The organism is Paenibacillus sp. FSL P4-0127, assembly GCF_038007325.1.
In the GTDB taxonomy this organism is placed as follows: Bacteria; Bacillota; Bacilli; order Paenibacillales; family Paenibacillaceae; genus Fontibacillus; species Fontibacillus macerans.
Map to the genome: position 1 here is coordinate 1 of NZ_JBBOWY010000001.1, position 22,724 is coordinate 22,724.

Consider the following 22,724-nt stretch of genomic DNA (forward strand, 5'->3'; position numbering starts at 1 on the left):
GCGAAAGCTGACACCGGGACGGATTACGCCCATACTGATCGCTGTTCACCTTCACGTCTCCGGAGAGCAGCTCCCGGGCATCGAACTCTCCCACGGCATGGCGTATTTTGTGCAGCATCGACCAGGCGGTCTTGTAGGCGACCCGGATCACCTGGCGCAGCCGCAGCGCCGAGATCCCATCAGGGAGTAGGAACAACTCCAGCGCCTGGAACCACTTCACCAGGGGGAGATGCGTTCCTTCAAAAATCGTGCCGACCAAAGGCGATGTTTGATGCTTGCACTTTCCGCACTCGAATAAGGGGATATGCCGGGAGGTCAGGCGGCTGCACCGGGTGTAAGTGCAGCGCGGGCAGACGAAGCCGTTTGGCCACTTCATCGCGATCAGCGCCTCCATGCAGTCCTGCTCGCTGTTAAAACGGCTGCTGAATGATTGAAGTTCCGTTCCCGCATTGATCTCCATGTTTACTCGCCCCCGAATCAATAATTTACGAACATAAGTTCCATTTATTTCATTATAACAAACATGTGTTCCCTTATCAAGCCGAAAATCTCACCTGAAACGCCTCATTTTTTCCTCATCTTTTTTGTTTTTTCTTCTCTCTTTTTTGGAACCTTTGCTCTAGCCCTCTCCCCCCCTGCTCCCTGCTCCTGAACGAAAGGAATAATCGTGCAAAGGCAAGCAACAGGCAGGGCCACCAAGATCACGAGCCCTTTAGACAACCCCCTCACCTAGCATCGATGTGACACTGCTCGAAACGGCCACGGTGCAAAAGGCAAATACACTGGCCCCACCGGATCGTGACGCTGCTACATCGTTGACGCTTCCTCAACGAAGCAGCCTAGAAAGCCGGGAGGACACTGTCCGCCTTTGATTCGGCGTCAACTCCGGCAATGGATTACTGCTTTACCCAGCTACATCAAGGCTTGTCTGCCGATGTTTTGCTGCGAATTTTGAAGTTATAAATTTTCAAAAAAAACCGGTCCTTTGAGGACCGGTTCTTCTCTCCGTCACTTTCGGCAGCTGTTTTATCCCGCTTGTTTGACGATATACTCCAAATCGCCCAGCATCAGCTTGGCAAAGCTGGAGTTGATGCCTTTTCCGCCTTGCGCGTTGATCGTCTGCTTCAATACATTGATTTTTCGCTTGCGCTCACGGTCTGTTTTCGCCTTTTGCAGGGAGCTGATCTTGGCGTCCAGGCTTTGGGCGATTCCCTTCTTCACGTAGCCTGCCGCTTCTCCGGCATCAACCAGCTCGTCCAGATGGGCGATGTCGATCGTAACCGTAAAGTCGAATTGCCCCGCAGAATGGAGCCCGGCCGCATCCGTCGCGCTGACGACCAGTTTATGTTTGCCCGCCGCCAAAGAAAGCGGCGTAATTTCGTGCAAACTGGCGATTTGGCGGCCGTCCAATTGATACACCGTATTTTTCACACCGCTGACGGCGTCCTCGACGTCAACTTGAATCGGAAGCTCGGTTTCGATTTGCAAAAACTGCCGTTCCCCGGAAAAATGAATCACCGGCGATCCGTGGTCGATATTAATGTATAGCGTTTTTGCCGTTTCGCTATTCCCGGCCCGATCCCACGACCGGTATTCGATCACGTATTTGCCGTCCTCGGTCAGCAGAATCGGTGAGGCATAGGCGAGCCACTCCCCGCCGTTGATCCGGTATTCGGTCCGTTCCAAACCGCTCCCGCCTTCGTCCTGTGCCGATAAGTAGACCGTAACGTCCTCCGGATTGTACAGCTCCTGCCCCGCGGCACCCGAAGCGTTCGCCTGGGTCACCGGAGCCAGCGTATCTTCTTCCGCACCGCTAAGCACAACGTGATCCAGAGAGAGCGGCTTCAGCTGGTACGTCCCGCGAAAAACCGAAGCGACGCCGGTGATGTCCACCTTGGAACCCGCCGGGAAAAGCGCGCTGAATGCCGCCATGTCCACGCCGGTTCGGCCATCGAAACGGACGCGCGTCGCAGCGCCGCCGCCTTTGACGGCGTTAAATTCAAACGAACCGGCCGGAGAAGCCGCGGCCATGTCTTGAACCGCCACATCGGTTAACGTGATGAACTGTCCCTGATTGCCGTCCGTGACCGCCTCCTGCTCGATCGGCTGCGGAAGCGGAGCGGTCCCTTTCTTTTCGATCGTGAGCGGATTTTCCAGCTCAACCTCCCCGTTGTACAAGGTCCGGGTGGCGCTGATGCGAATCAGATCGCCCGCATGGTAGCCGGAGGCCGTTTGGAACACGTAAACGCCGGCCGTATCGTCCTGGAGGTAAAACCCTTGTCCGCCAAACAGCCCCGGCTCGGACGTAATCACGCCCTCCACGGTAACGACCGTGCCGTCGGCCGCCGAACGGGCCGCGGCGATCGTGGCCAATTCCGGCACCTGCGGATGGTCGCCCGGCAGCGGCTCGGCAGCGACGTCGGCGATCGCCACCGTCTTCGTCAGCGCGTTGCCGCTCCCCTGCTTGAGCCGCAGGTTGGCGCTCGCGGCCGTCACGCCCGGCTTGAGCTGGACGGCCAAGTCCTTTGCCGCGTGCCCCCGGGCATCCCCCGTCAGTGAAAACGCCGGGCTGTAATTGTAGTCGGACCAGGTGCCGTCAGCGTTTTTGAAGCGGGCGATCTGTTCTCCGCCGGCCAGGTAAATGCCGACTTTAAGGTCCGATACCGTCTGGCCAGGCGTTAGGCCGTCGGCTGTCAAGCGGATCTGGAACTCCTGCGCGCTTGGCAGTTGCGCCTGGTGCACGAACGCGTACTTAGGCTCCGCGGCGGGCGCTTGTGCCGAGCCGTAGGAGCCCGGCTTGAACGTCGCCGGGTCGTACCATTTATAGCCGGGGGCCGGTTGGGCCCAAGGCTCCGGCTGCGGCTCGGTGGTGGCGGCCGGCTCCTCGGACGGCTTCAACTGGGTCGGTTCATCCAGCTCAAGCCCCGGCACCTCGGCGAAGGAAGTGTAGCTTTCGTCGTTGGCCAGCCACTTCACAATTTGCACCAGGAACAGCCCGTCGTCGACTTCCTTGAAGCCGTCGTACGTCGTTTTCTTCTGGCCGTTTTCTTCTCTTACATATTTTGGAGTTGCATCCTCCACGGGCGAAGAATCGCCGATAAAGGCCGCTTTGCCGAGCCCAAGCTTGGACACCGCCGCATACGCTCCTTCATCTCTGCCCCCGCCGTTGTAGACGCCTTCGTCTACCGCGTTCCCCCAGGCCGGAACGCCTTCAGGAACGTAAACTAGGCCTTTTGCTTGTTGCGGATTCAAAACCGCCAGCGTAGAGCCGGCATGCATGGCCACGGCCCCAACGCCTTTCGTGATGCCAAACGACTGCGACGGGCTGACGACGTCGTTCGCATTAACGTCCCCAAGGGCGTTATAGCGGAACCGCACGCCGAAATTGTCCGCCAGCCAATCGGAGCTCGTTACCCCCTGCATCGCCGGAGAGGCTGCTTCTTCCGCGCTCATGCCTTTAGCCGGATTCTCATATGCTCCGCGGCGGAAGCCGTTGAACACTTCGGAGGCGTCCCAGCGGTTTTTGTTGCGGTCGGCATTATAATGGTCGGATATGAAAAATACCGCTCCGCCGTCCTCGACATACTCCACCAGCGCCTCTTGCTCCGCGGCTTTAAAAGGCACATTCGCTTCGGGAATGACGAAGACATCGTAGTCACGAAGCGCGTCGTACGTGATCGCTGTTTCACCGAACGTATACGGGATCGGCCGCTCCAGCGCCTCGACCGTGAAGCCCGCCCCGCGCAGCCCGTCGGCGAAATCGGAAAACGCGCCGTCGATCACCCAATCGGCCGCGCCGGCGGTTTGGGCGTGCGTATTGTCAAACAGCACTTTTTTGCCGGTGCCGTCCGGCAATTCTGGGATTTGTCCCGGATCTCCCGGAGGTTGGCCCGGGTCTCCCGGATTTTCGCCAGGATTTTCTCCTGGATTCTCACCAGGGTTTCCGCCCGGGTTTTCCGGCTCTCCGGGGTTCTCGCCCGGTTCCCCCGGTTTTTCCGGTTCGCCTGGTTCGCCCGGCTGCGCTGCGGCAAACTCAAGCGCCGTCACGCTTTTTAATCCGGGAAAATTGTTGTACGCGGCCAGCATGCCGGACACCGAAACCTGCTTGCCGATGATATCCGGGTTGCTTTGCAGGCCGAATTCGGCTCTCGGTCCGGACGGAATCTGCACATCGACGAGTTTGGCTTTATCCCGCTCTCCGGCCGTATCCGCGATCAAAAAGTTATAATCATTGCCGAACGGCGCTTCGAAATCGGCGGTCTGCGACCCGGCGGCATGTCCGACGATATAACCGGTTACCGTAACGGATTCGCCGCTGTTTCCTTTGGCGATAGCTTCGGCTACGCTGATCCCTGCAGCTGCAGATTCGCCTTTCTCCGTTGTCATGGAAGTCGTTGGCTCCGTGACGGCTTCGTTGCCCGCGGCCGCCTCCGCTGTGATGTACTCTTGTTCCGCTGCATTTGCCGGCTCCGCCGCTTCCGCGGCCAAACCCGGTACTCCCGTTATGCCCAAAGCGCCGGCCAATATCAGGCCAAGCAGTTTCTTGCTCCAACGCCTCCTCATCATGGATCGACTCCTCCTCAAATTTAAGATGAACTACCTCCTCATCATAGAGATGGATCAAAAACAGACTGTTTACGTTTTGTTAAAGTATTGTAAAATTGTATTTTTTACTAATATATAGGCTTATTGTCTTATTTATAGAGTTTTGCGGCGGCTATTAAATAGATATTCCGACAGTCCGATATATAAGCAAGTTAGTTCTTTGGAACTATTTCATGACTTTTCATGAAAACTACTTTCATCAAGAGATGCGGACGGAGGTACATATGTATTGTTCAAACTGTGGAAAACTTTTGGAAAAAGAGGACAAATTTTGCGCGGGATGCGGAGCACCGGCCAAACCTCGGCAAAATGAGCCCGCTGTTCCCCTCCCCCCTGCCGAGCCAGGCAAGACCCCAGGGAAGGCCGGAGAAAGCCAACCTCCGTCAGAATTCGGAGTTCCTGCCGAGGAGCTTGAACTGTTCATAGGCAAACGCGCGGGCGCATATTTTCAAAAATGGCGCCAAGACCACCGCTGGAATTGGCCCGCTTTTCTGTTCGGCGGCTTTTGGCTGCTGTATCGGGGGATGTATTTGTACTGGCTGATCTATCTGATCGTATGCTCGCTTATTATCAACATCGTCGGCTCTCTTGTATTTCCGGGTTATCAGGTCTCTTTCAGCCTGGTCATCACGATGTTAACCTTGCAGCTTGCCTTAAAAATATCCTTTGCCGTGGCGGCCAATTCCATCTATCTGCATCATGCCCGGCGCAAAATAAAGGCTTTGGGCTACAGGTACCCAAACGACCGGGAAACCCGGGAGACAAAAATCGCACAAGCGGGTGAGACAAGCCTTTACATCCCGATTGCCTTGGCCCTGCTGCCTTTTTTGCTGGCGGTGGTTTACGGGCTGTTCTCCTTCCTGCATACGTATCAGCAAATCCAGCAAGTGATCGACTCCGAAGTTCAGGAAAGCCGGTATCCTTGACGGTGTGATCGAGGGGCATAACGGCAGTATGTTGGTTCCGGTTCACTTAACGTAACGGACCGGAAAGACGTTATTCGCTCATTTCCCGGATATTTCCCGCTGTAACGGACTCCAATGCCGCTAATCGGCTTCTTGGCGGGAGATTTTCTACGGTTTGGAGGAGATAAGGTCCCCTCGGTCCGTTAGACCGCATTGCGGCGCGTCAGCGGCGACGGCACTTAACCCGCGCCGCGCCGAAAAAGGGCTGTCCCAAAGACCATACATATGGCCTTCAGGACAGCCCTATTGCATTTCGTTTAGCGAAGAAGCCCGAAAGCCGCGTTTCTAAACCCCCGCCTTTTTCAGCATGCCGCGCGCGATCCAGACGCCCGCCGCGCCGGCCTGAGCCAGCCCGCGGGTGATGCCCGCTCCGTCGCCGCCGCAGAATAAGCCGCCGATTTCCGTTTCCAGCGACTCGGTCAGCTTCGGGCGGGCGGAATAAAACTTCGCTTCCACGCCGTAAAACAGCGTATGCTCGGAGGCGATCCCCGGCGTTACTTTATCGAGCGCTTCGACCATTTCGATCAGGCTTTTCATCGTATTGTACGGCAGCACGAGGCCAAGGTCGCCAGGCACGGCCTCTTTGAGCGTCGGCTCGAGAAAACCTTCGGCAATGCGGCCGGCGGTAGAGCGGCGGCCCCGGAGAATGTCGCCGTATTTTTGCACGATGACTCCGCCATTGGACAGGTCGTTGGCCCGCTGGCAAATCTCCCGCGCATATTCGTTGGGCTTATCGAACGGTTCGGTAAACTTGTGCGAAACGAGCAGGGCAAAGTTCGTGTTTTGCGAACCGAGCGCAGGGTCTTTAAACGAATGGCCGTTGGCGGCCATAACCCCGCTGTGGTTTTCGACGACCACATGCCCGGACGGATTGCTGCAAAACGTGCGCACCCGCGTGCCGACCGAAGTGTTGTAAATGAATTTCCCTTCGTACAGATGCTCGTTAATCTCGAGCATGACCACGTCCGACGTTTCCACGCGCACCCCGACATCCACCTGGTTGTTGGTCATTTTCAAGCGGCGTTTCTTCAAAATGTCCGTCAACCAGGCGGAGCCGTCCCGTCCGGGAGCGACCATGACCAGATCGGCCTCGTGCGTCTCCCCCGATTTAAGCTGAATTCCGCAAACTTGATGGCCCCCGTCGGATTTAACCGTGATCAGGTCCTCCACCTCCGCCTTGAACATCATGTCGATCCGGGTGTTCAAATACTCGTAGATCGATTTCAGAATTTCGAGGTTTTGTTCCGTCCCCAAATGGCGGACCTGCGCCCGCAGCAGCTTCAGCCCCGCGGCGTATCCGCGCTGCTCGATTCCGCGCACCGCTTCGGTCAGCGGGTCGGTGATGTTCGTCGCGGCGCCGTGCTCCAAATTGACCGCATCGACGTATTTGATCAGCTCCAGCACTTGGGAAGGAGCGATATAATCGCTCAGCCAGCCGCCGAATTCGGTCGTAATGTTGAACTTTCCGTCGCTGTACGCTCCCGCTCCGCCAAACCCGGCCGTAATCGAACAGGCCGGCAGGCAGCCGGCGTACTCTTTTTTTCCGGCCGGAGGCGGGCAAAGCGTAATTTTCTCCTCCAAAATCGGACAGCGGCGGCGGTAAATATCGTGCCCCTTATCCACCAGAAGCACCTTCCAGTGAGGCGCCTTCCGCGTCAGTTCATAACAGGCAAAAATCCCCGCCGGCCCGGCCCCAACCACAATTGCATCGTATTTACTCATCTGCTTCCTCCTGATAGGAATAATAGTCAACGGGCGAACAAACCCGGAAAAAACAAAAAATCCCGGCTATCCAATAGGTATGCGAAAGCTCCTATTCGTAGCCAGGAATTTAGGGTTCCTTGTAGAGACCCCCGATCCGTATTACCGGGGATATACGAAATCAAAATATTAACATATTCGGTTTCCAGCAACAATCCGAGTATATGAGAAACAAACGTATAAGTCAAGGGAAATTCCTTTTTATTATTCGGTTTTCGAAGTATTTGTGATGTTTTTTATTTTTAATGCCGTCATAAATTTTGCAAAACACGAACATTTCTCGAAAATCCCTCTTTATATCTAAACAATGCTGATTAGCATTGCTTCCGGATCATATTGTATAATAGTAAAGTAATTTATTTTATTTTAAATCATAAGGAGTAGATGCAAAGAATGGACAGTGACAGGCTTTTGGTGTTGAATTTGGTATTGGTCGTAATCCTTATCGCTTTAACGGCATTTTTCGTGGCGGTAGAGTTTGCGATTGTTCGTGTTCGGGGCAGCAGGGTGGATCAATTGATCGCCGAGGGACGCAAAAACGCGCTCGCGGTCAAAACGGTAACGACCCATCTGGACGGCTATCTATCCGCCTGCCAATTGGGGATTACGATCACCGCGCTCGGACTCGGGTGGCTCGGGGAGCCTACGGTGGAGAAGATACTGCATCCGCTGTTCCACAGCCTCCATGTACCTGATACACTAAGCAGTGCGCTATCTTTTATCATCGCTTTTGTAGTTATCACTTATTTGCACGTCGTTGTGGGTGAACTGGCGCCAAAAACGATGGCCATCCGCAAATCCGAGGAAATCGCCTTGCTTACGGCCAAACCGTTGATCCTGTTTACCAAAATCATGCGCCCGTTTATTTGGGCCTTGAACGGATCGGCGAACCAGCTCGTGCGCTTGTTCGGCATCAAGCCGGCTTCCGAGCATGAAGAGGCCCACTCCGAGGAAGAGCTGCAAATCATCATTAATGAAAGCTTTGAAAGCGGCAAAATCAATCAAAGCGAATACGGCTACGTAAGCCGGATTTTTGCCTTCGACAACTTGCTGGCCAAAGAAATTATGGTCCCCCGCACCGACATGGTGTGCTTATATACAGACAAGTCGCGGCAGGAAAATCTCGAAATTATCAAAGAGCAGCAATACACCCGATTCCCTGTCGTCGAAGGAAGCAAAGACAACGTCATCGGGATCATCAATACGAAACAGTTTTTCCTCGCCCACGAGAGCAACCCGAATCTGGATATCGCTTCGATCCTGCAGCCGGTCATGGCCGTCTCGGAAGTGATGCCGGTCAACGAGCTGCTCAAAAAAATGCAGCAGGAAGGTACTCACATCGCCATACTGATCGACGAATACGGGGGTACGGCCGGACTGGTAACGATTGAGGACATTCTCGAGGAAATCGTCGGGGAAATCCGCGACGAATTCGATAAAGAGGAAGAAGAGCCGGTCGTGCAGCTCAGCGACACCCATGTCATCGCCCAGGGAACGGTAACGGTTAACCAGATTAACGAGCTGCTGCTCACCGATCTCAGCACCGAGGAAGTCGATACGATCGGCGGCTGGCTGTTCGGGATGAACCCCGGCATGGACGTCGGCGAAACGCTGGAGCACGAGGATTTGACCTTTAAGCTGCTGGAAAAAGAACCGCACCGGTTCCGCAAGCTGGAAATCGTAAAAAGGGCCGCGGTAGAGGCCAGATAGCCGGATAATCGGGAGCCGGATCGCTTTAGGATAAAAAAGGCTGTCCGCAGGTTAACCAAAACTTGCGGCAGCCTTTTCGGTTTCTTCGGGAGGAAGGCTTTGAAGCTTAGACTCACGGGAGCTGCCGCCGGACTTCGGCCACTTCATCATCCCGGGGCATTTCATCGCCGTAACGGACTTTATAGTACAAGCGGACAAGGAGGCCCGCCCCCGTATTTTGCAGCTCCTTGACGCCGGCTGCCGCCAGCGGCGCCGGTCCCGGCCCATCGGCCGCGCGGGCTGCAAACAATTTAGGCCCGGCAGGCTTTGCGCCCTCGCCGGCAGCCGCGGGTTTGGCGAATACGGCCTCCCTTGCGGCCTTGGCGGCCTCCGCCTCCGCCGCGGCCGCGGCCAGCTTGCTGGCGTAGCCCGGCTTTTCCGCTTTCTCCTTCACCTTGCCCGCCGCCTTGCCGCGTCCCGTTTTTACGGCGCGTTCCCGCCTAATATCCAAGGCCGTTTCATAGGGCGTAAGATGCGGTTTGATCCGATACCCGCCTTTACGCTCCGCCTGCAGCATACGGCGGTACAAATAGCGGACTCTCTCCCGATTGTCCCGCAGCTCTTCCCAGCGTTCGGCTTTTCCGGGACGGAGCAGGGCCGTCCCCGCTTTTTTCCACTTTTTGAGCGCAGCTTCCCATGTGAAAATACGGACTTCCTCGTCGCGGTAGGCGGCGTTTTCCTCCACGGCCTTCTCCCGGCGCAGCAAATCCAGCAGGCGGTCGATCGCCCGGCGCCATACTCCGCCCGCGTTCCGGTAAAGCCAATACAAGCCGAAACCAAGGGCTGCCGCAAGGGCAAGGATGCCGATGGAATAAAAAGCGATGTCCAAGAGCCGCGACCAGATTCCCGGCTCGTGCGCCTCCGCCGCCGGCTGCATCGGCTGCATGGGCGGCAGCTCCACCGCTTGTTCCGGCGGCGGCTCCTGCTTCCCCGGGCGGGCCAGCCATTGGACAAACGTTTTCACCATGCCCCACAGCTGGCGGCCGAGCCACCCGCCCGCCCCGGCCGCCAGCGCCAGGGCGACGATGACGATAACGCCGATGAACAGGCGGTTATGGCGTTTCAAGCCGCCGGGAAGCCGCTCCGCTGGATCGCCGGACAGAAAGCTGTAGCGCAGGAGGCTGTCGTTCGTAACGAACAAGGCCAGCGCCAAGCAGGCCGCCCCCGACCAGGTGAGCAGCGGGACCGTTCCTTCGAGCCCGGGAATACGCGGGAAGACGATGCCGGCGACAAAGTATAAGGCGATGCCGGACCAGTACAGGCGGAAATTGCCGATCCGCAAAGCGGCCGTAAGCCCCTGGAGGCAGCTGAACGCGCCGGCGGCAAACCAGAAGCCGGCGCGCACCATCGCAAGCGCGAGGGCCATGGGCTTGGCCGGGCCAGCGATGGAACCCGCGGCCGCAGCCGCGCCGGTACCAGTGCCAACAATGGCATTGACATTAGTAGTAGCACCAGCATCCGCGTTGGCGACCGCGCCGGTCCACGTCCCGCTCCAAGCCTCTGCCCAGGCGCCGGCGCCTGCCCAAACCGCTGCCAGGGCAAGCACCGCTCCCAGCAGCAAGGCGGCGGCCCACCGCTGCCACACCCTGCGCAGCCGGTTGCGCAGCAGCACGCCCCCTAGCGATGCCAGCGGCAGCACTCCCAGCCAAACCGCCTCCCCCGGCCCCAGCAAATAGGCCTGAGCGGCGAGCCAAACCGGGAGCAGCAGGCCCAGTTCGACTTGGCAGGACAGCCAAAGCTTTAACGAGCTGTATATGTAAGCGGAACCATTGGGTTTCGCGCCAATCGCTTTCCCCTGGCTTGCATCTGGTTTCACGCCAATAACCTCCATTATTTTATAACTGGAACCGGCTCTTCAGAACATGTATATCAACTCATTCACCGATAAAATCATCATACCATAACCGTGGCGGATCCGGCGCCATTTCTGTCCGTGCATCGTCACTCATCACATAGAAAGGCGGCCTCCCCGGTTGCTATTCCGGAGAACGGCCGCTTTGTCGCTTTGTTGCCTTGGCGCCGATATCCATTTCATGCTTACATCGCCGCCGAGCCGGACGGCCAAGGTAAGGTCCATTGGAAAATTCCAATTAGGTTGACGGAAAGTGCGCGCCATCTTGAGATCTCATTGGAAATATCCAATCAAGCGGCTATATTTACCGGCAAATTTTAATTCTATTGGATATTTCCACTCAAAACGGCGGGTCAGCTCTCAGCATATGAACGATTAAACAACCAAGCTAGCAAAAAGACGTCTTTCCCAACAGTCAGCCAACCGAAGTTTCGGTATACTCGGCGCCATCCTCGGCGGCGGTGCCGACGCGTTGAACGAGCAGCGGGTTTTTGCGCGCTTCCGCTTCGAACTCCACCATTTCCTGCAGCCCGGCATAAAACGAGTAAGCCGGCTGCCACCACAACACGTCGCGGGCTTTGCCGTTATCCAGCACGCTATGCTCGATATCGCCCGATTGCGGGGGGCGGTGCTGCGGCGATACGTTTCTCCCGCTCAGCTCCCTGAGAACGTCGACGGCTTCCAGGAGGGAAATCCCGGTGCCGCTGCTGATGTTCATGACCTGCCGGGACCCGGTGCGCAGCGCCGCCGCGTTGGCCGCCGCCACATCCTTTACATAAATAAAGTCGCGCGTCTGGCTGCCGTCCCCGTACACTTCGAGCGGCAGCCCCGCTATCATGCGTTCCACGAACGCCGTGAGCACCCCGTCCTCCCCGGTCCGGGTTTCGCGTATTCCGTAGACGTTGGCATACCGGAGAATGGAATAATCCAAATTGTACCGCCCGGCAAAAGACTGGATGTACATTTCCGCGACCAGCTTGGAGACGCCGTAACAGGACAACGGCTCCGTCGCATGCGTTTCCTTGACGGGAACCTCCCGCGGATTGCCGTAAACCGCGGCGGATGAAGCGTAGATGATTTTCCGCACCTCGTAACGCGCGCACAGCTGAAGGAGCCGGATCGTCCCCATAATGTTCGTTTCCGCATCGTCCAGCGGTTTTTGCAAGGAGCGTTGGACGCTGATCTGCGCCGCGAGGTGAATGACGGAGTCCGGCCGTTCTAAGGCAAAAACATGCTCCAGCTCCTCCGACACGATATCCAGCTGATACACGGTCACCGACTTGTCCCTGCCCAGGTTCCTGACCGCCGCGGCCCGGTCGACCACCACCACTTGGTCTCCTTGCGCCACAAGAAGTTCTACCGTATGCCGCCCAATAAATCCCGCTCCCCCAGTTACTAACACTTTCATTGTTCCGACTCTCCCATTCCACGGTTTTCCGCCAGATTTCACTGTCTCAAACACCATATGTCAGCAATTTCCGGAATATACTCCGCGGTGCCGGATAATCGCAGGCCGGCGATCGCAGCCCGGCTCGCAAACTCGTGCGGCGCAGTTTTCCCCGCCTTTTTCCCGCACCCATAGAATAGAAGGCGCCAATGGCAAATATACTGCTATGAAGCTAGCAAAGAAGCCCGCAAATATACCTATTCCGGAGATGGAGAGGAACTATGAAAATACCCAAAAAACTGGTCATATCGATATTGATGCTGGTGCTTGTCCTGTGCGGAAGCACGCTATGGCTGTACTTGAAATTCGAGCCGTCCCGGCATTTTCGCAGCGCCGATATCCCGGTGTTGGCTTCGCCTTCGTCCGTCCCGGAAGCGAAAGCGAACGAAGGCGTAAATCCAAACGCCGGCCTTTCCGGCACAGATGGCCGCCCGGAAGCCGGCGGCCTTGGCGGCAACGAAGGAAACGCCCAAAACGAAGGGGCCGTTAAAAAAGCGGCCGGCAGCTTCAACATCCTGCTGCTGGCGACGGATGCGCGAGCCGCAGAAGCCTCCCGGACCGATGTGCTAATGCTGGTTCACGTCAATCCGAAAAACGGTTCCGTCCATCTGTTGTCGATTCCCAGGGACACCCGGGTCCGCCTGCCGGGCATCGGCCTGACCAAAATCAACCACGCCCACGCGATGGCGGAAGCGCGCGGCAAAAGCGCTCACGCCGGCACCGAAGCGGCGATCCAAGCGGTTAGCAATCTTTGCGGATGCTCCATCAACTATTACGTCAAAACCGATTTTGCAGGGTTCGAGCATTTCGTCGACACGATCGGCGGCATCGACATTGAGCTCGATTCCCCCGTCCGGCTGACCTATCACCATTTGACGCTGCCCGCCGGCAACCAGCATTGGGACGGCCAAACGGCGCTTCGCTTCGTCCGGGAGCGCAAATCGCTGCCGGACGGGGACAACGCCCGCCAGCAAAACCAGGCGCTGGTGCTCAAAGCGATCGCGCAAAAGCTGCTCGTCCCCGACAACCTGTCCCGGCTGCCCGACTTGGCCAACCAGGCGCTGAAGGACTTTCTCGACACGAATCTCACCAAAAGCGATATGATCAGCCTCGCCTGGATGGCCAAAAATATCGAAGCCGCCGACATCGGCTATACTCAGTTTCCGGGCAACAGCGGCAAAGCCTACGATCCGCTTGTGAAGACCGATCTGTATTATTGGATGCCGGATATGGCGGCCTGGGAGCAAATGTCCGGCGAAGTTTTGGGGGATTAAGCGATGCCTTTCGGGAACGGGGGCAAGCCGGGCCGGTTCAGCCGCCGAAGCAAACGGCCGCGATGGAATACGAAATTGGCCGTGTTGGCGCTGCTTGGCCTGGCCGTTTGCCTGGCGCCGGCGATCTGCCGCCTGCAAGCAACGTTCACTGCGCCTACGGCCGTATTGAACGTCAAGGATGCCGGAGCCAAAGGAGACGGTATCGCCGACGATACCGAGGCGTTTCGGCAAACGCTGCGTTTGGCCGCTGACTCAAGACGCGGCGCCGAAGTGATCGTTCCGGCGGGAACCTACCTGCTGCGGCCGGATCAACCGCTGCCGCTCGGCAACCATGTGTCCGTACGCGGACAGGGGAGTCCGGTGCTGAAATTCGCCGCCGCGCCCGATGCCGGACACGGCTTCGAAGCCATCAATATTGCCGGCCGGGACATCCGCCTGGAAGGTCTGGTTATCGACGGCGGTTACCGCCTCAACCGCGGCATCGGCATCCATACCGGCTCGTCCGACGTACGGATCACCGGCAGCGTCATTCGGCATTTCGGCCCTTCGGACGATCCGCAAAGCCCGCTTTTCAACTCCGTTGTTTCCGGCCTGATGATTTATGGCGGCACCGAACAGATCACAATCCGAGGCTGCACGATTACCGGCATCGCAGCGGCCCACCATCCTCCGGTGGCGCGCGGGATCATGGTCTGGAGCGAACCCGGCAAGCCGTTTGCCCGGTTCGTCAACATCACCGGCAACGTCATTTCGCATATTACGCCGCGGGAGGACGCGGATGGAATATTTTTTGACAAGCCGCCCGCCGAATCGCCATTATCCCGCTCCGTCATCGAAGGCAACCTCATCCACCACGCCGCCAAACGGGGGATAAAAATCTCCGCACCGGGGGTAACCGTCACCCGCAACCGTATAACCAATTCTTTTTCCGGCGATAACCGCTACTTGTTTCCGCCGGACGATCCGCTTCCGCAGGATATGTATTCGGCCATTTCCGTTTATGCCAGCTATGTGACCGTGTCGGGCAATTCGATCGGCGGAACGGGCAGCTACTACGCGGCGATTGAAGCCGATGCCGGGCCGCTGCATGATCTCGTCATCGAAAACAACAAAATTTCCGGCGGCACCGCGGCTTTCCGGCAAAATACGAGCGGAATCCGCCTGGGCGAGGTCCGCCGCTTCCGCATCACAGGGAACACGATCAGCCAGGTGGAAAAGGGAATCCGCCTGTCCCCGGAGGCGGAAGCGGAAAAGCGCAAGGGAACGGGAAAAATTGCGGACAATAGCATCGCAGACGATAATGTCGCGGAACCCCCGGAATAGCTGGCGGCTTGGGCGAAAAGGCGGAACGAACGAAAAAGCGGCCGACTTTCCCGTCGGCCGCCCAACTTTTTAATACCGTTTTATCTCAAAAGATGAACAATGCTTAATCTCGTTTACGCCTACGCCGGTTACGCTTGGTTGGACGAAGGATCGGCCATATGGAAAACTTCCCATATATGCCCGTTTATGTCCTGAAAACCCCACTGGTACATAAAGCCGTGATCCTGCGGATCACTCGACGGGACTGCCCCGGCGGCAAAGGCTTTATTGACGATTTCGTCCACGTGTTCGCGGCTGTCGGCGGCCAGGGAAACAAGCACTTCGCAGGTTTTCGCCGCATCGGCAAGCTCTTTTTTGATGAATGTTTGGAAATAAGGCTCCACGAGCAGCATGGCGTAGGTGGTGTCGTTGATGATCATGCAGGTAGCCTTGTCGTCCGTAAATTGCAAGTTGAACTCAAATCCGATTTTTCCGAAGAAATCCATCGTTTTCTGCAAATCTTTTACCGGCAGGTTAATAAATGTACTCTTCGCCTGAAAAGCCATGCGCGATCACCTCTTCAATTAAGTTCAATATCTCCCCCAGCATAAAGCATCATTTCAGAAACATCAAGAGAGAGATCGCGTACGAGAAACACCGCCTGGGGAGTTTGCTGCGGCTTTTTTTAAATGCGCAGCCAACCAAGCCTCTGCCGGAAAAAGAGGAGAAAGCGACTCAAACTCAACCTGCAAAAATCCGGACTGCCCGAGAAACTCCAGCGAGAAACTTAGAACATAAGGGCAAAAAGTGTTGCTATTCCGGCGATATCCGTCTGTTTGAGTGCAATAGAGGCATTTTATGTCGTTATTTCCCCCCGTCGCAAGGAAATGCCCGCGTTTCGGACCATACCTGGAAAATAAGTACACAAATTGCCGCTATTGGGAATGAACAGGCTTGGCTCCGGATAATAAGTACATAAAGTGCCGCTATTTTGCAGCCGATGGTTGGTCCTCTTCGCCGTTCCAGGAGCCAACCGCCAAGCGCCGATTTCCAGGTTAGTCAGGCTATTCATACGTGAAATTCCAGGACAAATGACCCGATTTCAGGCGGAGAGCGGAAGTTTGATTGGAAAAATCCAATCAGGCGGTCGTATTTACCATTGGATTTCCAATTCTATTGGATATATCCAATGGCCATGCCGGTAGGCTAGTCTCAACAACAAAAAAGCGCCGATCGCTGGCGCAATAAAGCTGAAGTGCGTTTAGCGGTTGTTTTTCTTTAGCCGGCCGCAAACCTTCTCCTCTCTGGTATGGGAGGACGATGCGGGGTCCTCGATGGCGGGGGCCGCGGCGGCGGTCTATGAAGTTCCCTCAAACGATGAGGACGAAGCCATAGGCGGCGGCGCCACCGGCAACGGAGCGGGCGACGGCGCCGGATGCTCCACCCCCTTTGCCTGCTCGCGCTGAAGAATGACCCGGATCGTCTGGAACAAAATCTGGATATCGAGCAGCAGCGAGTATCGTTTGATGTACATCAGATCGTAGCGAAGCTTGTCGGACGGCGTGGACGCATAGCCGGCCATCACCTGGGCGTAACCGGTCAGCCCGGGTTTGACCATCATGCGGTATGTATAGTGGGGCAGCTCCTCCTTGAACCGGTTGATGAAAAACGCCCGCTCCGGCCGGGGGCCAACCAGGCTCATCTGCCCAAGCAGCACGTTGAACAGCTGCGGCAGCTCGTCGATGCGGGTAGACCGCATGAACCGGCCCAGCCGCGTGATCCGGGGATCGTCCCGCCCCGCCAGCACGGGGCCGGTCATCCCCTCGGCGTCTTCCACCATGCTGCGGAATTTATAGAGCGGGAAAGGCTTTTCCGCAAGCCCGACGCGCTCCTGCACGTACAGCGCTTTGCCTTTGGATGTCAGCGGAATCGCCGCAAACATGAACAGCATGACGGGGGAGGCCGCCAGCAGCAGCAGCCCGGAGACCAGCAGGTCGAACAGGCGCTTGACGAGCCGCTCCGGCAGCGAAAGATGCGGCGGCATCAGCGAATAGACAAGCAGATCGTCGATTTGCTGCGGCTCGGCGTCGGCCAAATACAGCTCATAAAAGTCCGGAATCATGACGACCTCCACATTTCTCCGCCCGGCCAGTCGGACCCATTCCGCTTTCGCCGGGGAAGGCAGACCGGGGCCGACGATCAGCGCTTCGATGCCCGTCCAGACGTGCTCCGGCAGCCTCTCCCCCGCCTCGGCACTTTGGATGATCCGTTCAATGTGGAACCAAGGTTTGCCTTTGAGCATGATTTTGTGCAGCGTGGTCAAGTCCGAAGGCGAGCCGGGGCCGATGACGACCAACGTCCGTTTGCGGCCGATGCCCTGACTCTGTACAAAAAACAACAGCAGCCTCAGACCAAACGACAGCAGCAATTGTACAAAAAAAGTCACAAACAGCAGCCACGGCGGCAAAAAAAACGACCGCGTCCCATACCCGAAAACGATCAGTTCGGCCGCGATAAACAGCTGGGCCAATACGAGATTGAACAAAAACTGCGATGGTTTGCGCCGCCCGGCCAAATCATACAAATTAAAAAAATAGTATGTCACGATCGTAAACAGCACAAGCCACGGGGCATTGCGGAAAAAGGCCTCCTGGACCGCAACAAGCGGGAAGGCTCTGCCCGCCAGTACCAGCAGCCGCTCGGCAAGCAAACAGCCGGCATAAACCATCAGGCCGTCCAGCAGCCATAACACCACCTTCATTCCCCTGCTCCGATACAGTTTAATCAAAGGCTCCCCTCCTTTTCCCCGGCGCCGGTCCGCAGCGGCTGCGCATCATGCCGTGCGGGGACGCGGACATTCCCTTTCCCATTCCCTTTTCCTTCCGCTTCAGCATAAATTCCGGCCAGTTCCCGGCGCACCCTATCCAGATCGTACTCCGCGGCCAGTATCCGGCTGGCTGCGCCCATCCGCCGCCGCAGCCCGGGATGCTCATACAGCTCGGCCAAGGCCTCCGCGGCGGCCCGGGCGTCCCCTACCGGAACGAGATAGCCGTTGTGCCCCGGGACGGCCAAATCCCGGCTGCCCCGCACGTCCGTGGCCACCAGCGGTTTGCCTGCCGCCAGGCCTTCGAGCAGCGCGCGCGGCAGCCCTTCCCGGCGGGACGAAAGCACCAGCACGTCGGCGGCCTGAAGCAGCTGCGGAATATCCTTGCGGTAACCGAGGAAACGAACCGCTTCCCGCAGTCCGAGATCCTCCGCAAGCTGCCGGTAATGGCGCTCCCGGCCGCCGGTTCCCGCCAGCAGCAGGACGGCGGGAACCGCCCGCCCGCGCAGCTCCCGCAAAGCCTCCAGCAGCTGCCGCTGGTTTTTGTTGCCGTTCAGCTCGGCGATGCAAAGAATCGCAAAGTCTCCCGGCGCAAGGCCCAGCTCCCGGCGCAGCCGCGCCGCCTCGGCGGCGGAGGCCGGGGCAAACTCCCCAAGATCGACGCCGACGCCCGGCAAATACGCAGCCTTTCCGCGAACCGGAAAACGGGCGGCGCGTTCGTAATCCTCCCGGTTGATCGTAATCAGCACGTCCGTAAAACGAGCCATCAAGCGCTCCAGCGGATAATAAAGCAGCCAATTCCGCCACGGCGCGCCGCTGTAAAAGTGGAACCCGTGCGCGGTGTACAGAACCTTGCCGCCGCCGGCCCAAGCCGCCGCCAGCCGGCAGATGACGCCGGCGTTCGGGGTATGGACGTGGACCAACTCGTACCGCTCACGCCGCATCCATTTCGCGAGTTCAAGCAGCGCCTTGAAGTTGCCGGACGTAAGCGGCCGGCGGCTGAACGGAAGATCGCGGCAGACAAAGCCCGCCCCAAGCAATTCGTCGCGGCAGTGATCGGGAGCCGCATAGGCGTGCACCTCAAAGCCGCGGCTTTCCAAATCCCGCATAAACGGCAGGTGGAACGCGGCCAAGTGGGCGTAAACGGTCGCGACATAAGCCGCTTTGCCGCTCATCCTTCCCCCACCCCGCTTCCGAGCGCCGCTTCCGCGGGCGCCAGGCTCCGCCCTGCGGCTTGGCCGTAAAGCTCCGCCCATTTCGCCGCGACGCGCCCGATCTCGTAATGCTCCGCCACATGGATCCGGCCGCGCTCGCCCATCTCCTCCCGGTCTTCCGGGGCCAGGGCCATGATGCGCTCCATCGCTCCGGCGAGCTCATCGGGAGCCTCCGGTTCAACGATATAGCCGCTCACACCGTCCTGTACGGCCTCCGCGTTTCCGCCGACGCGGGTGGCGACGATCGGCAGACCGCTGGCGGCGGCCTCCAGCAGCACGATGGGCAATCCTTCCCATTTGGAGGAAAGCACGTAACCGTCGGCCGCGTTCATCAGTGCGGGGATGTCGGTGCGAATGCCGAGAAACCGCACCCGGTCTTCGATCCCCAGCTTCACGGCCAATTGTCCGGCGCGCGGCCGCTCCGGGCCGATTCCGGCGATCCACAGGCGGCTGTGCGGATAAGCCTGCAGCACCTTCGCGAAGGCGAGCAGCATGGCCGGGTAATCTTTCTCCGGGACAAAACGCCCGGCGGCCAGCCAAACGAACGGCTTCGGCGAGCCGCAGATGTCCATCTCGGCGCGTATCCGCGCGCACTCCCGCTCATCCTGTGCAAACCGGCTAAGATCGATCCCGTTTTCCATCAGAACGATTTTGCGGCGGGGCGCGATTTTCCGTTTAATATATTGTTCGACCGCTTCCCGGCTGACGTTCGTCAGCAAATCGCCGAGCGGGTCGCTGAGCCGGTACAGCAATTCCCGCCATCTTCCCCCCTCATTTATATTGTGGGCGGAGCAAATCAAGAACGGAATCCGCACGAACAAGCGGGTGGCCCGGGCCAGCAGGTTGGCGTGGACCAGATGGCTGTGGACGACGTCCGGCCGCATTTCCCGGATGATCCTCGCCAGGCGGAAAATGGCGCGGGGATCGGGGACGCCTTTCTTCATGTTCAGCGAGCGCACGTCCACGCCAAGCCCGCGCAATTCGTCAAGGTACGCGACCGGCGGAATCATCGTGACGAGCCTGACTTCGCAGCCTCTGGCCCGCAAATCCCGGCACAGCAGGACGACCTGGCTTTCCGCGCCGGCATAGTCAAACCCGGTGATAAGAAACAGGATTTTCATAGCGTACTAACGGCTCCTTTCGGTTGTCTTTGCGGCATAAGCGACAGGGCGGTAAACGCGATCACGACGTATTCGTAGTTGAATCCGAAGTCCCCGCTCACGAGCGCGTACCCGGCCGTCTGCAGCAGCAGGACGGCAAGCAGCGGCGACCGTCCGACGGCCGCCCCCAATGCGAATAAAACGGCGAAGGTCCATAACGTCAGCCCGGCGATTCCCCCTTCGGCGGCGATTTCCAGCACGATATTGTGCGGAAAATCCCGGGCCAGCGGTTGCGTCACACTCCCCAGTCCGGCCCCGAAAAAGGGCGATGCCGCAAACTTTTCCAGCGCCTTCGCCTGCAGCTCCAGCCGCCCGATGTAATTATCGTCGCCAAAGAGCTGATTGACGTCGAAAAGCACCATAAACCGGCTGCCGCCGATCCACTGCGCAAGCTGCGGTCCGTAAGCGGACAAGGCCGCGCCGGCCAGGGGAAGCAGGAGCAGCAGCGGCACCAGCAGCCGGGACAGCCCGAACCGTTTATTGCGGTATTTCCGGATCAGCCACACGGCGAACATGACGGCGTTGGCCGCCGCGAATACGACCACCGGACCGCGCGACTGCGTGGCAAAGGCCGAAACGAGCGCCGCCGCCAGCGCCGTCAACCGGAGCGGCAGCGGTATCGGCTTCGCCCACAAACAAACGGTTGCCGTCATCAGCGAAGCCCGCGCGTGGAAGATCGGGTTGCCGCCGGGCAGCGTCAGCCTGCCGGGATATTCCCCCGAGTATTCGCCCAGCAGCAGATGGGCGGCGGCAAACGCCAACCCAACCCAGGCGACGGCGGTCCAGGAGAACTTGCCGTATTTTTTATAAACAATGTAAATGTATGCCGCCGGGATCACGCCGTGGGCAAACAACACGATTTCTTTCGTCAGGCCCGCCGAATCGGATGGCGCCCAGGCCAGCGAGACCAGCGCGTAAACGAAAAAAATCGCCCAAAGCCAAACCCCGGGGTCCCGGAAAATATCTCGCGCTGAAGTAGGCCTATGAAACAGGGCGGCGAGCACCGGCAAAAGCGGAAGCGCGATCAGCAGCACGAGCGCTTGCCCCGGCGCCAAGAGCTTGTAAAAGTAGCCGAACAGGTCGAAGTAGATGCAGAAAGCAAACAGGTACGCGGCATCCACTTTCATTTTCAGAACCAGCAGGCACTGCAAAAAGAACACGGCTGCAGCCCCGCCAAGCAGCGCCAGCCAAAACAAGGTCAGCACCGGCATCCCTTAACTCCCTCTTTTCCGTTCCCTGATCCGTTCCATATATCCGACCCGGGCCGCCTCCTTGACGGCGGTGTCCAAATGCCCGATGCCGTTCGGCTCCACCCTGCGTCCTTTCCAGCTCCGCGCAAACCGCTCGATCGCCGGGAGGTTTTCCAGCACATTTCCCGGCCTGTTCGGCAGCTGCAGGACAAACGGAACCGGATCGGGAAAATCGGTCTCCCGGTACGCCGTAATGACCGGAAGCCCGTTGGCCAGGTATTCCCGGACCTTCAGCGGGGACGCTTCCTCCATCCCTTTGCGGTACAGCGCCAGCGTGCCGATCGCGATGTCGGCCCGGTCGAGCAGCGGCTGGTAGCCGCGCTGCAGCAGCCGGCCGTGGAACGTCATATTGGGCGGAATCGGCAGCGCCAGCTCCCCGCGCTCCACGCCGACGATGTCAAATCGCCAATGCGGTTTGGCCGCGGCCAGCTCGGCGATATGGTCCACCCCGTGCCAAGCCTGCCCGGCCGACCCGAGAAACACGAAGCGGACGGCGTCTTCGGCTCCGGCTAGGGAAGCCGCCGAGTGCGGGCCAGCCGCTGGCGCGTGCGGGCCGGCCGAAGATGCGCACGAATCGGTAAAACATGCGTCTTCGGCCATAGGTTCAGCTTCACTTCCGTCTTCTGCGGGGCTCGCCGCTTGGCCAACCTCCCGGCTGGACGGGTTGCACGCTCCAGCGGCCTGCGCCCCAACGGCCTGCGCTTCAGCAACCTGCACTTCAGCGGCTTGCGCTTCAACGGGCCGCACTTCGCCGCCCTCCCGTGCCAACGCGTACCGCGCCAGGTCGATCCCATTGCCGATGACCGCCTTGTCCTTCGCGTAACGGCGGAAGCACGGGGCTTCCGCCAGCTCGCCGCTGACGAACACGAACCCGCCGGCGGCCCCGAGCACGAAGCGGCGCGTCAGCCGGTGGTAGTAATAACGCAGCCGGCCCGGGCCGCGCTCCAGCGCCAGTTCGGACACATCGTTGGTGTTGATTTCAAGCACCGAAGGAAATTCCCGAAGCAGCCGGGGGAGCGAAGGGTAATACAGATCGAAGCGATGGTAAACGACATCGGGCCCCCAGGCGCGCAAGTCTGCAAGCAAGGCCCGAAAACGCGCCAACCTGCCGGGCTTTCCCCGATACGTTTCCACGATGACCGGGATTCCGCCGCCTGCCGCTTCCTCCCAGCTTTCGCCATGCCGGCTGGTGAACAGAAACAGCGCCGGCTCGTGGCCCAGCGATGCCCAAGCGAGCGCCTGGCCGGTCACTTTTTTGTACACCCCGCTGTCCGGTCCTTCGTTCCAGTGGATCAAATAGGCAATTTTCAAAACGGCTTCC

General features: G+C 58.5%; 15 protein-coding genes and 1 riboswitch. Of the genes, 4 read left to right on the forward strand and 11 right to left on the reverse strand.

What is annotated here, in order from left to right:
• Positions 1–460, reverse strand: a 460-nt coding sequence (locus NYE74_RS00005) for an IS1595 family transposase (protein ID WP_341004531.1), incomplete at its 3' end; no start/stop codon positions are given.
• 566 nt (positions 461–1,026) lie between these two features.
• Positions 1,027–4,386, reverse strand: coding sequence for a DUF6359 domain-containing protein (locus NYE74_RS00010; RefSeq protein WP_411831588.1), 3,360 nt, complete (start codon positions 4,384–4,386; stop codon positions 1,027–1,029).
• Positions 4,387–4,829: 443 nt separating this feature from the next.
• Here NYE74_RS00010 and NYE74_RS00015 point away from each other — a divergent pair, with 443 nt between their 5' ends.
• Positions 4,830–5,531 (forward strand): DUF2628 domain-containing protein, encoded by a 702-nt coding sequence (locus NYE74_RS00015; protein ID WP_227872873.1) that lies wholly within the window; start codon positions 4,830–4,832, stop codon positions 5,529–5,531.
• Between the two features lie 324 nt (positions 5,532–5,855).
• Here the strand turns inward: NYE74_RS00015 and NYE74_RS00020 are convergent, their stop codons facing one another.
• Positions 5,856–7,292 carry an NAD(P)/FAD-dependent oxidoreductase gene (locus NYE74_RS00020; protein WP_270618892.1) on the reverse strand — a complete coding sequence of 479 codons (1,437 nt, stop codon included), beginning with the start codon at positions 7,290–7,292 and terminating at the stop codon, positions 5,856–5,858.
• A 78-nt stretch (positions 7,293–7,370) separates the two neighbouring features.
• A riboswitch (purine riboswitch) is annotated at positions 7,371–7,470 on the reverse strand.
• 254 nt (positions 7,471–7,724) lie between these two features.
• Here NYE74_RS00020 and NYE74_RS00025 point away from each other — a divergent pair.
• Positions 7,725–9,041, forward strand: a complete 1,317-nt coding sequence (locus NYE74_RS00025; protein WP_036626571.1) for a hemolysin family protein — start codon at positions 7,725–7,727, stop codon at positions 9,039–9,041.
• Between the two features lie 112 nt (positions 9,042–9,153).
• Here the strand turns inward: NYE74_RS00025 and NYE74_RS00030 are convergent, their stop codons facing one another.
• Both NYE74_RS00030 and NYE74_RS00035 read right to left on the reverse strand, forming a co-directional pair.
• Positions 9,154–10,896: a hypothetical protein gene (locus NYE74_RS00030; RefSeq protein WP_270618894.1), complete on the reverse strand. Its 1,743-nt coding sequence runs from the start codon at positions 10,894–10,896 to the stop codon at positions 9,154–9,156.
• Positions 10,897–11,347: 451 nt separating this feature from the next.
• Positions 11,348–12,340: an NAD-dependent epimerase/dehydratase family protein gene (locus NYE74_RS00035; protein ID WP_051985745.1), complete on the reverse strand. Its 993-nt coding sequence runs from the start codon at positions 12,338–12,340 to the stop codon at positions 11,348–11,350.
• 260 nt (positions 12,341–12,600) lie between these two features.
• Here NYE74_RS00035 and NYE74_RS00040 point away from each other — a divergent pair, with 260 nt between their 5' ends.
• Together NYE74_RS00040 and NYE74_RS00045 are read left to right on the forward strand one after the other, a co-directional pair.
• Positions 12,601–13,653 carry an LCP family protein gene (locus NYE74_RS00040; protein ID WP_036626574.1) on the forward strand — a complete coding sequence of 351 codons (1,053 nt, stop codon included), beginning with the start codon at positions 12,601–12,603 and terminating at the stop codon, positions 13,651–13,653.
• 3 nt (positions 13,654–13,656) lie between these two features.
• On the forward strand, positions 13,657–14,976 hold the full coding sequence (locus NYE74_RS00045; protein ID WP_240752331.1) for a right-handed parallel beta-helix repeat-containing protein: 1,320 nt from the start codon (positions 13,657–13,659) through the stop codon (positions 14,974–14,976).
• 128 nt (positions 14,977–15,104) lie between these two features.
• On the opposite strand, the gene NYE74_RS00050 is transcribed toward NYE74_RS00045, so the two are convergent.
• The 6 genes from NYE74_RS00050 to NYE74_RS00075 form a co-directional block, all read right to left on the reverse strand.
• Positions 15,105–15,521 (reverse strand): VOC family protein, encoded by a 417-nt coding sequence (locus NYE74_RS00050; RefSeq protein ID WP_036626577.1) that lies wholly within the window; start codon positions 15,519–15,521, stop codon positions 15,105–15,107.
• A gap of 791 nt (positions 15,522–16,312) precedes the next feature.
• Positions 16,313–17,743 carry a sugar transferase gene (locus tag NYE74_RS00055; RefSeq protein ID WP_124332812.1) on the reverse strand — a complete coding sequence of 477 codons (1,431 nt, stop codon included), beginning with the start codon at positions 17,741–17,743 and terminating at the stop codon, positions 16,313–16,315.
• The gene (locus NYE74_RS00060) at positions 17,740–18,954 is read right to left on the reverse strand and encodes a glycosyltransferase family 4 protein (RefSeq protein WP_051985746.1); all 1,215 of its coding nucleotides are present in this window, start codon (positions 18,952–18,954) and stop codon (positions 17,740–17,742) included. The genes NYE74_RS00055 and NYE74_RS00060 overlap by 4 nt, the downstream gene beginning before the upstream one ends.
• Positions 18,951–20,114, reverse strand: a complete 1,164-nt coding sequence (locus NYE74_RS00065; RefSeq protein WP_036626581.1) for a glycosyltransferase — start codon at positions 20,112–20,114, stop codon at positions 18,951–18,953. Before NYE74_RS00065 ends, NYE74_RS00060 begins: the two co-directional genes overlap by 4 nt.
• Complete coding sequence (locus tag NYE74_RS00070; protein ID WP_124332814.1) at positions 20,111–21,364, reverse strand: O-antigen ligase family protein; 1,254 nt, start codon at positions 21,362–21,364, stop codon at positions 20,111–20,113. Before NYE74_RS00070 ends, NYE74_RS00065 begins: the two co-directional genes overlap by 4 nt.
• Positions 21,365–21,367: 3 nt before the next feature.
• Positions 21,368–22,714: a glycosyltransferase gene (locus NYE74_RS00075; RefSeq protein WP_124332815.1), complete on the reverse strand. Its 1,347-nt coding sequence runs from the start codon at positions 22,712–22,714 to the stop codon at positions 21,368–21,370.
• Positions 22,715–22,724: the final 10 nt, after the last annotated feature.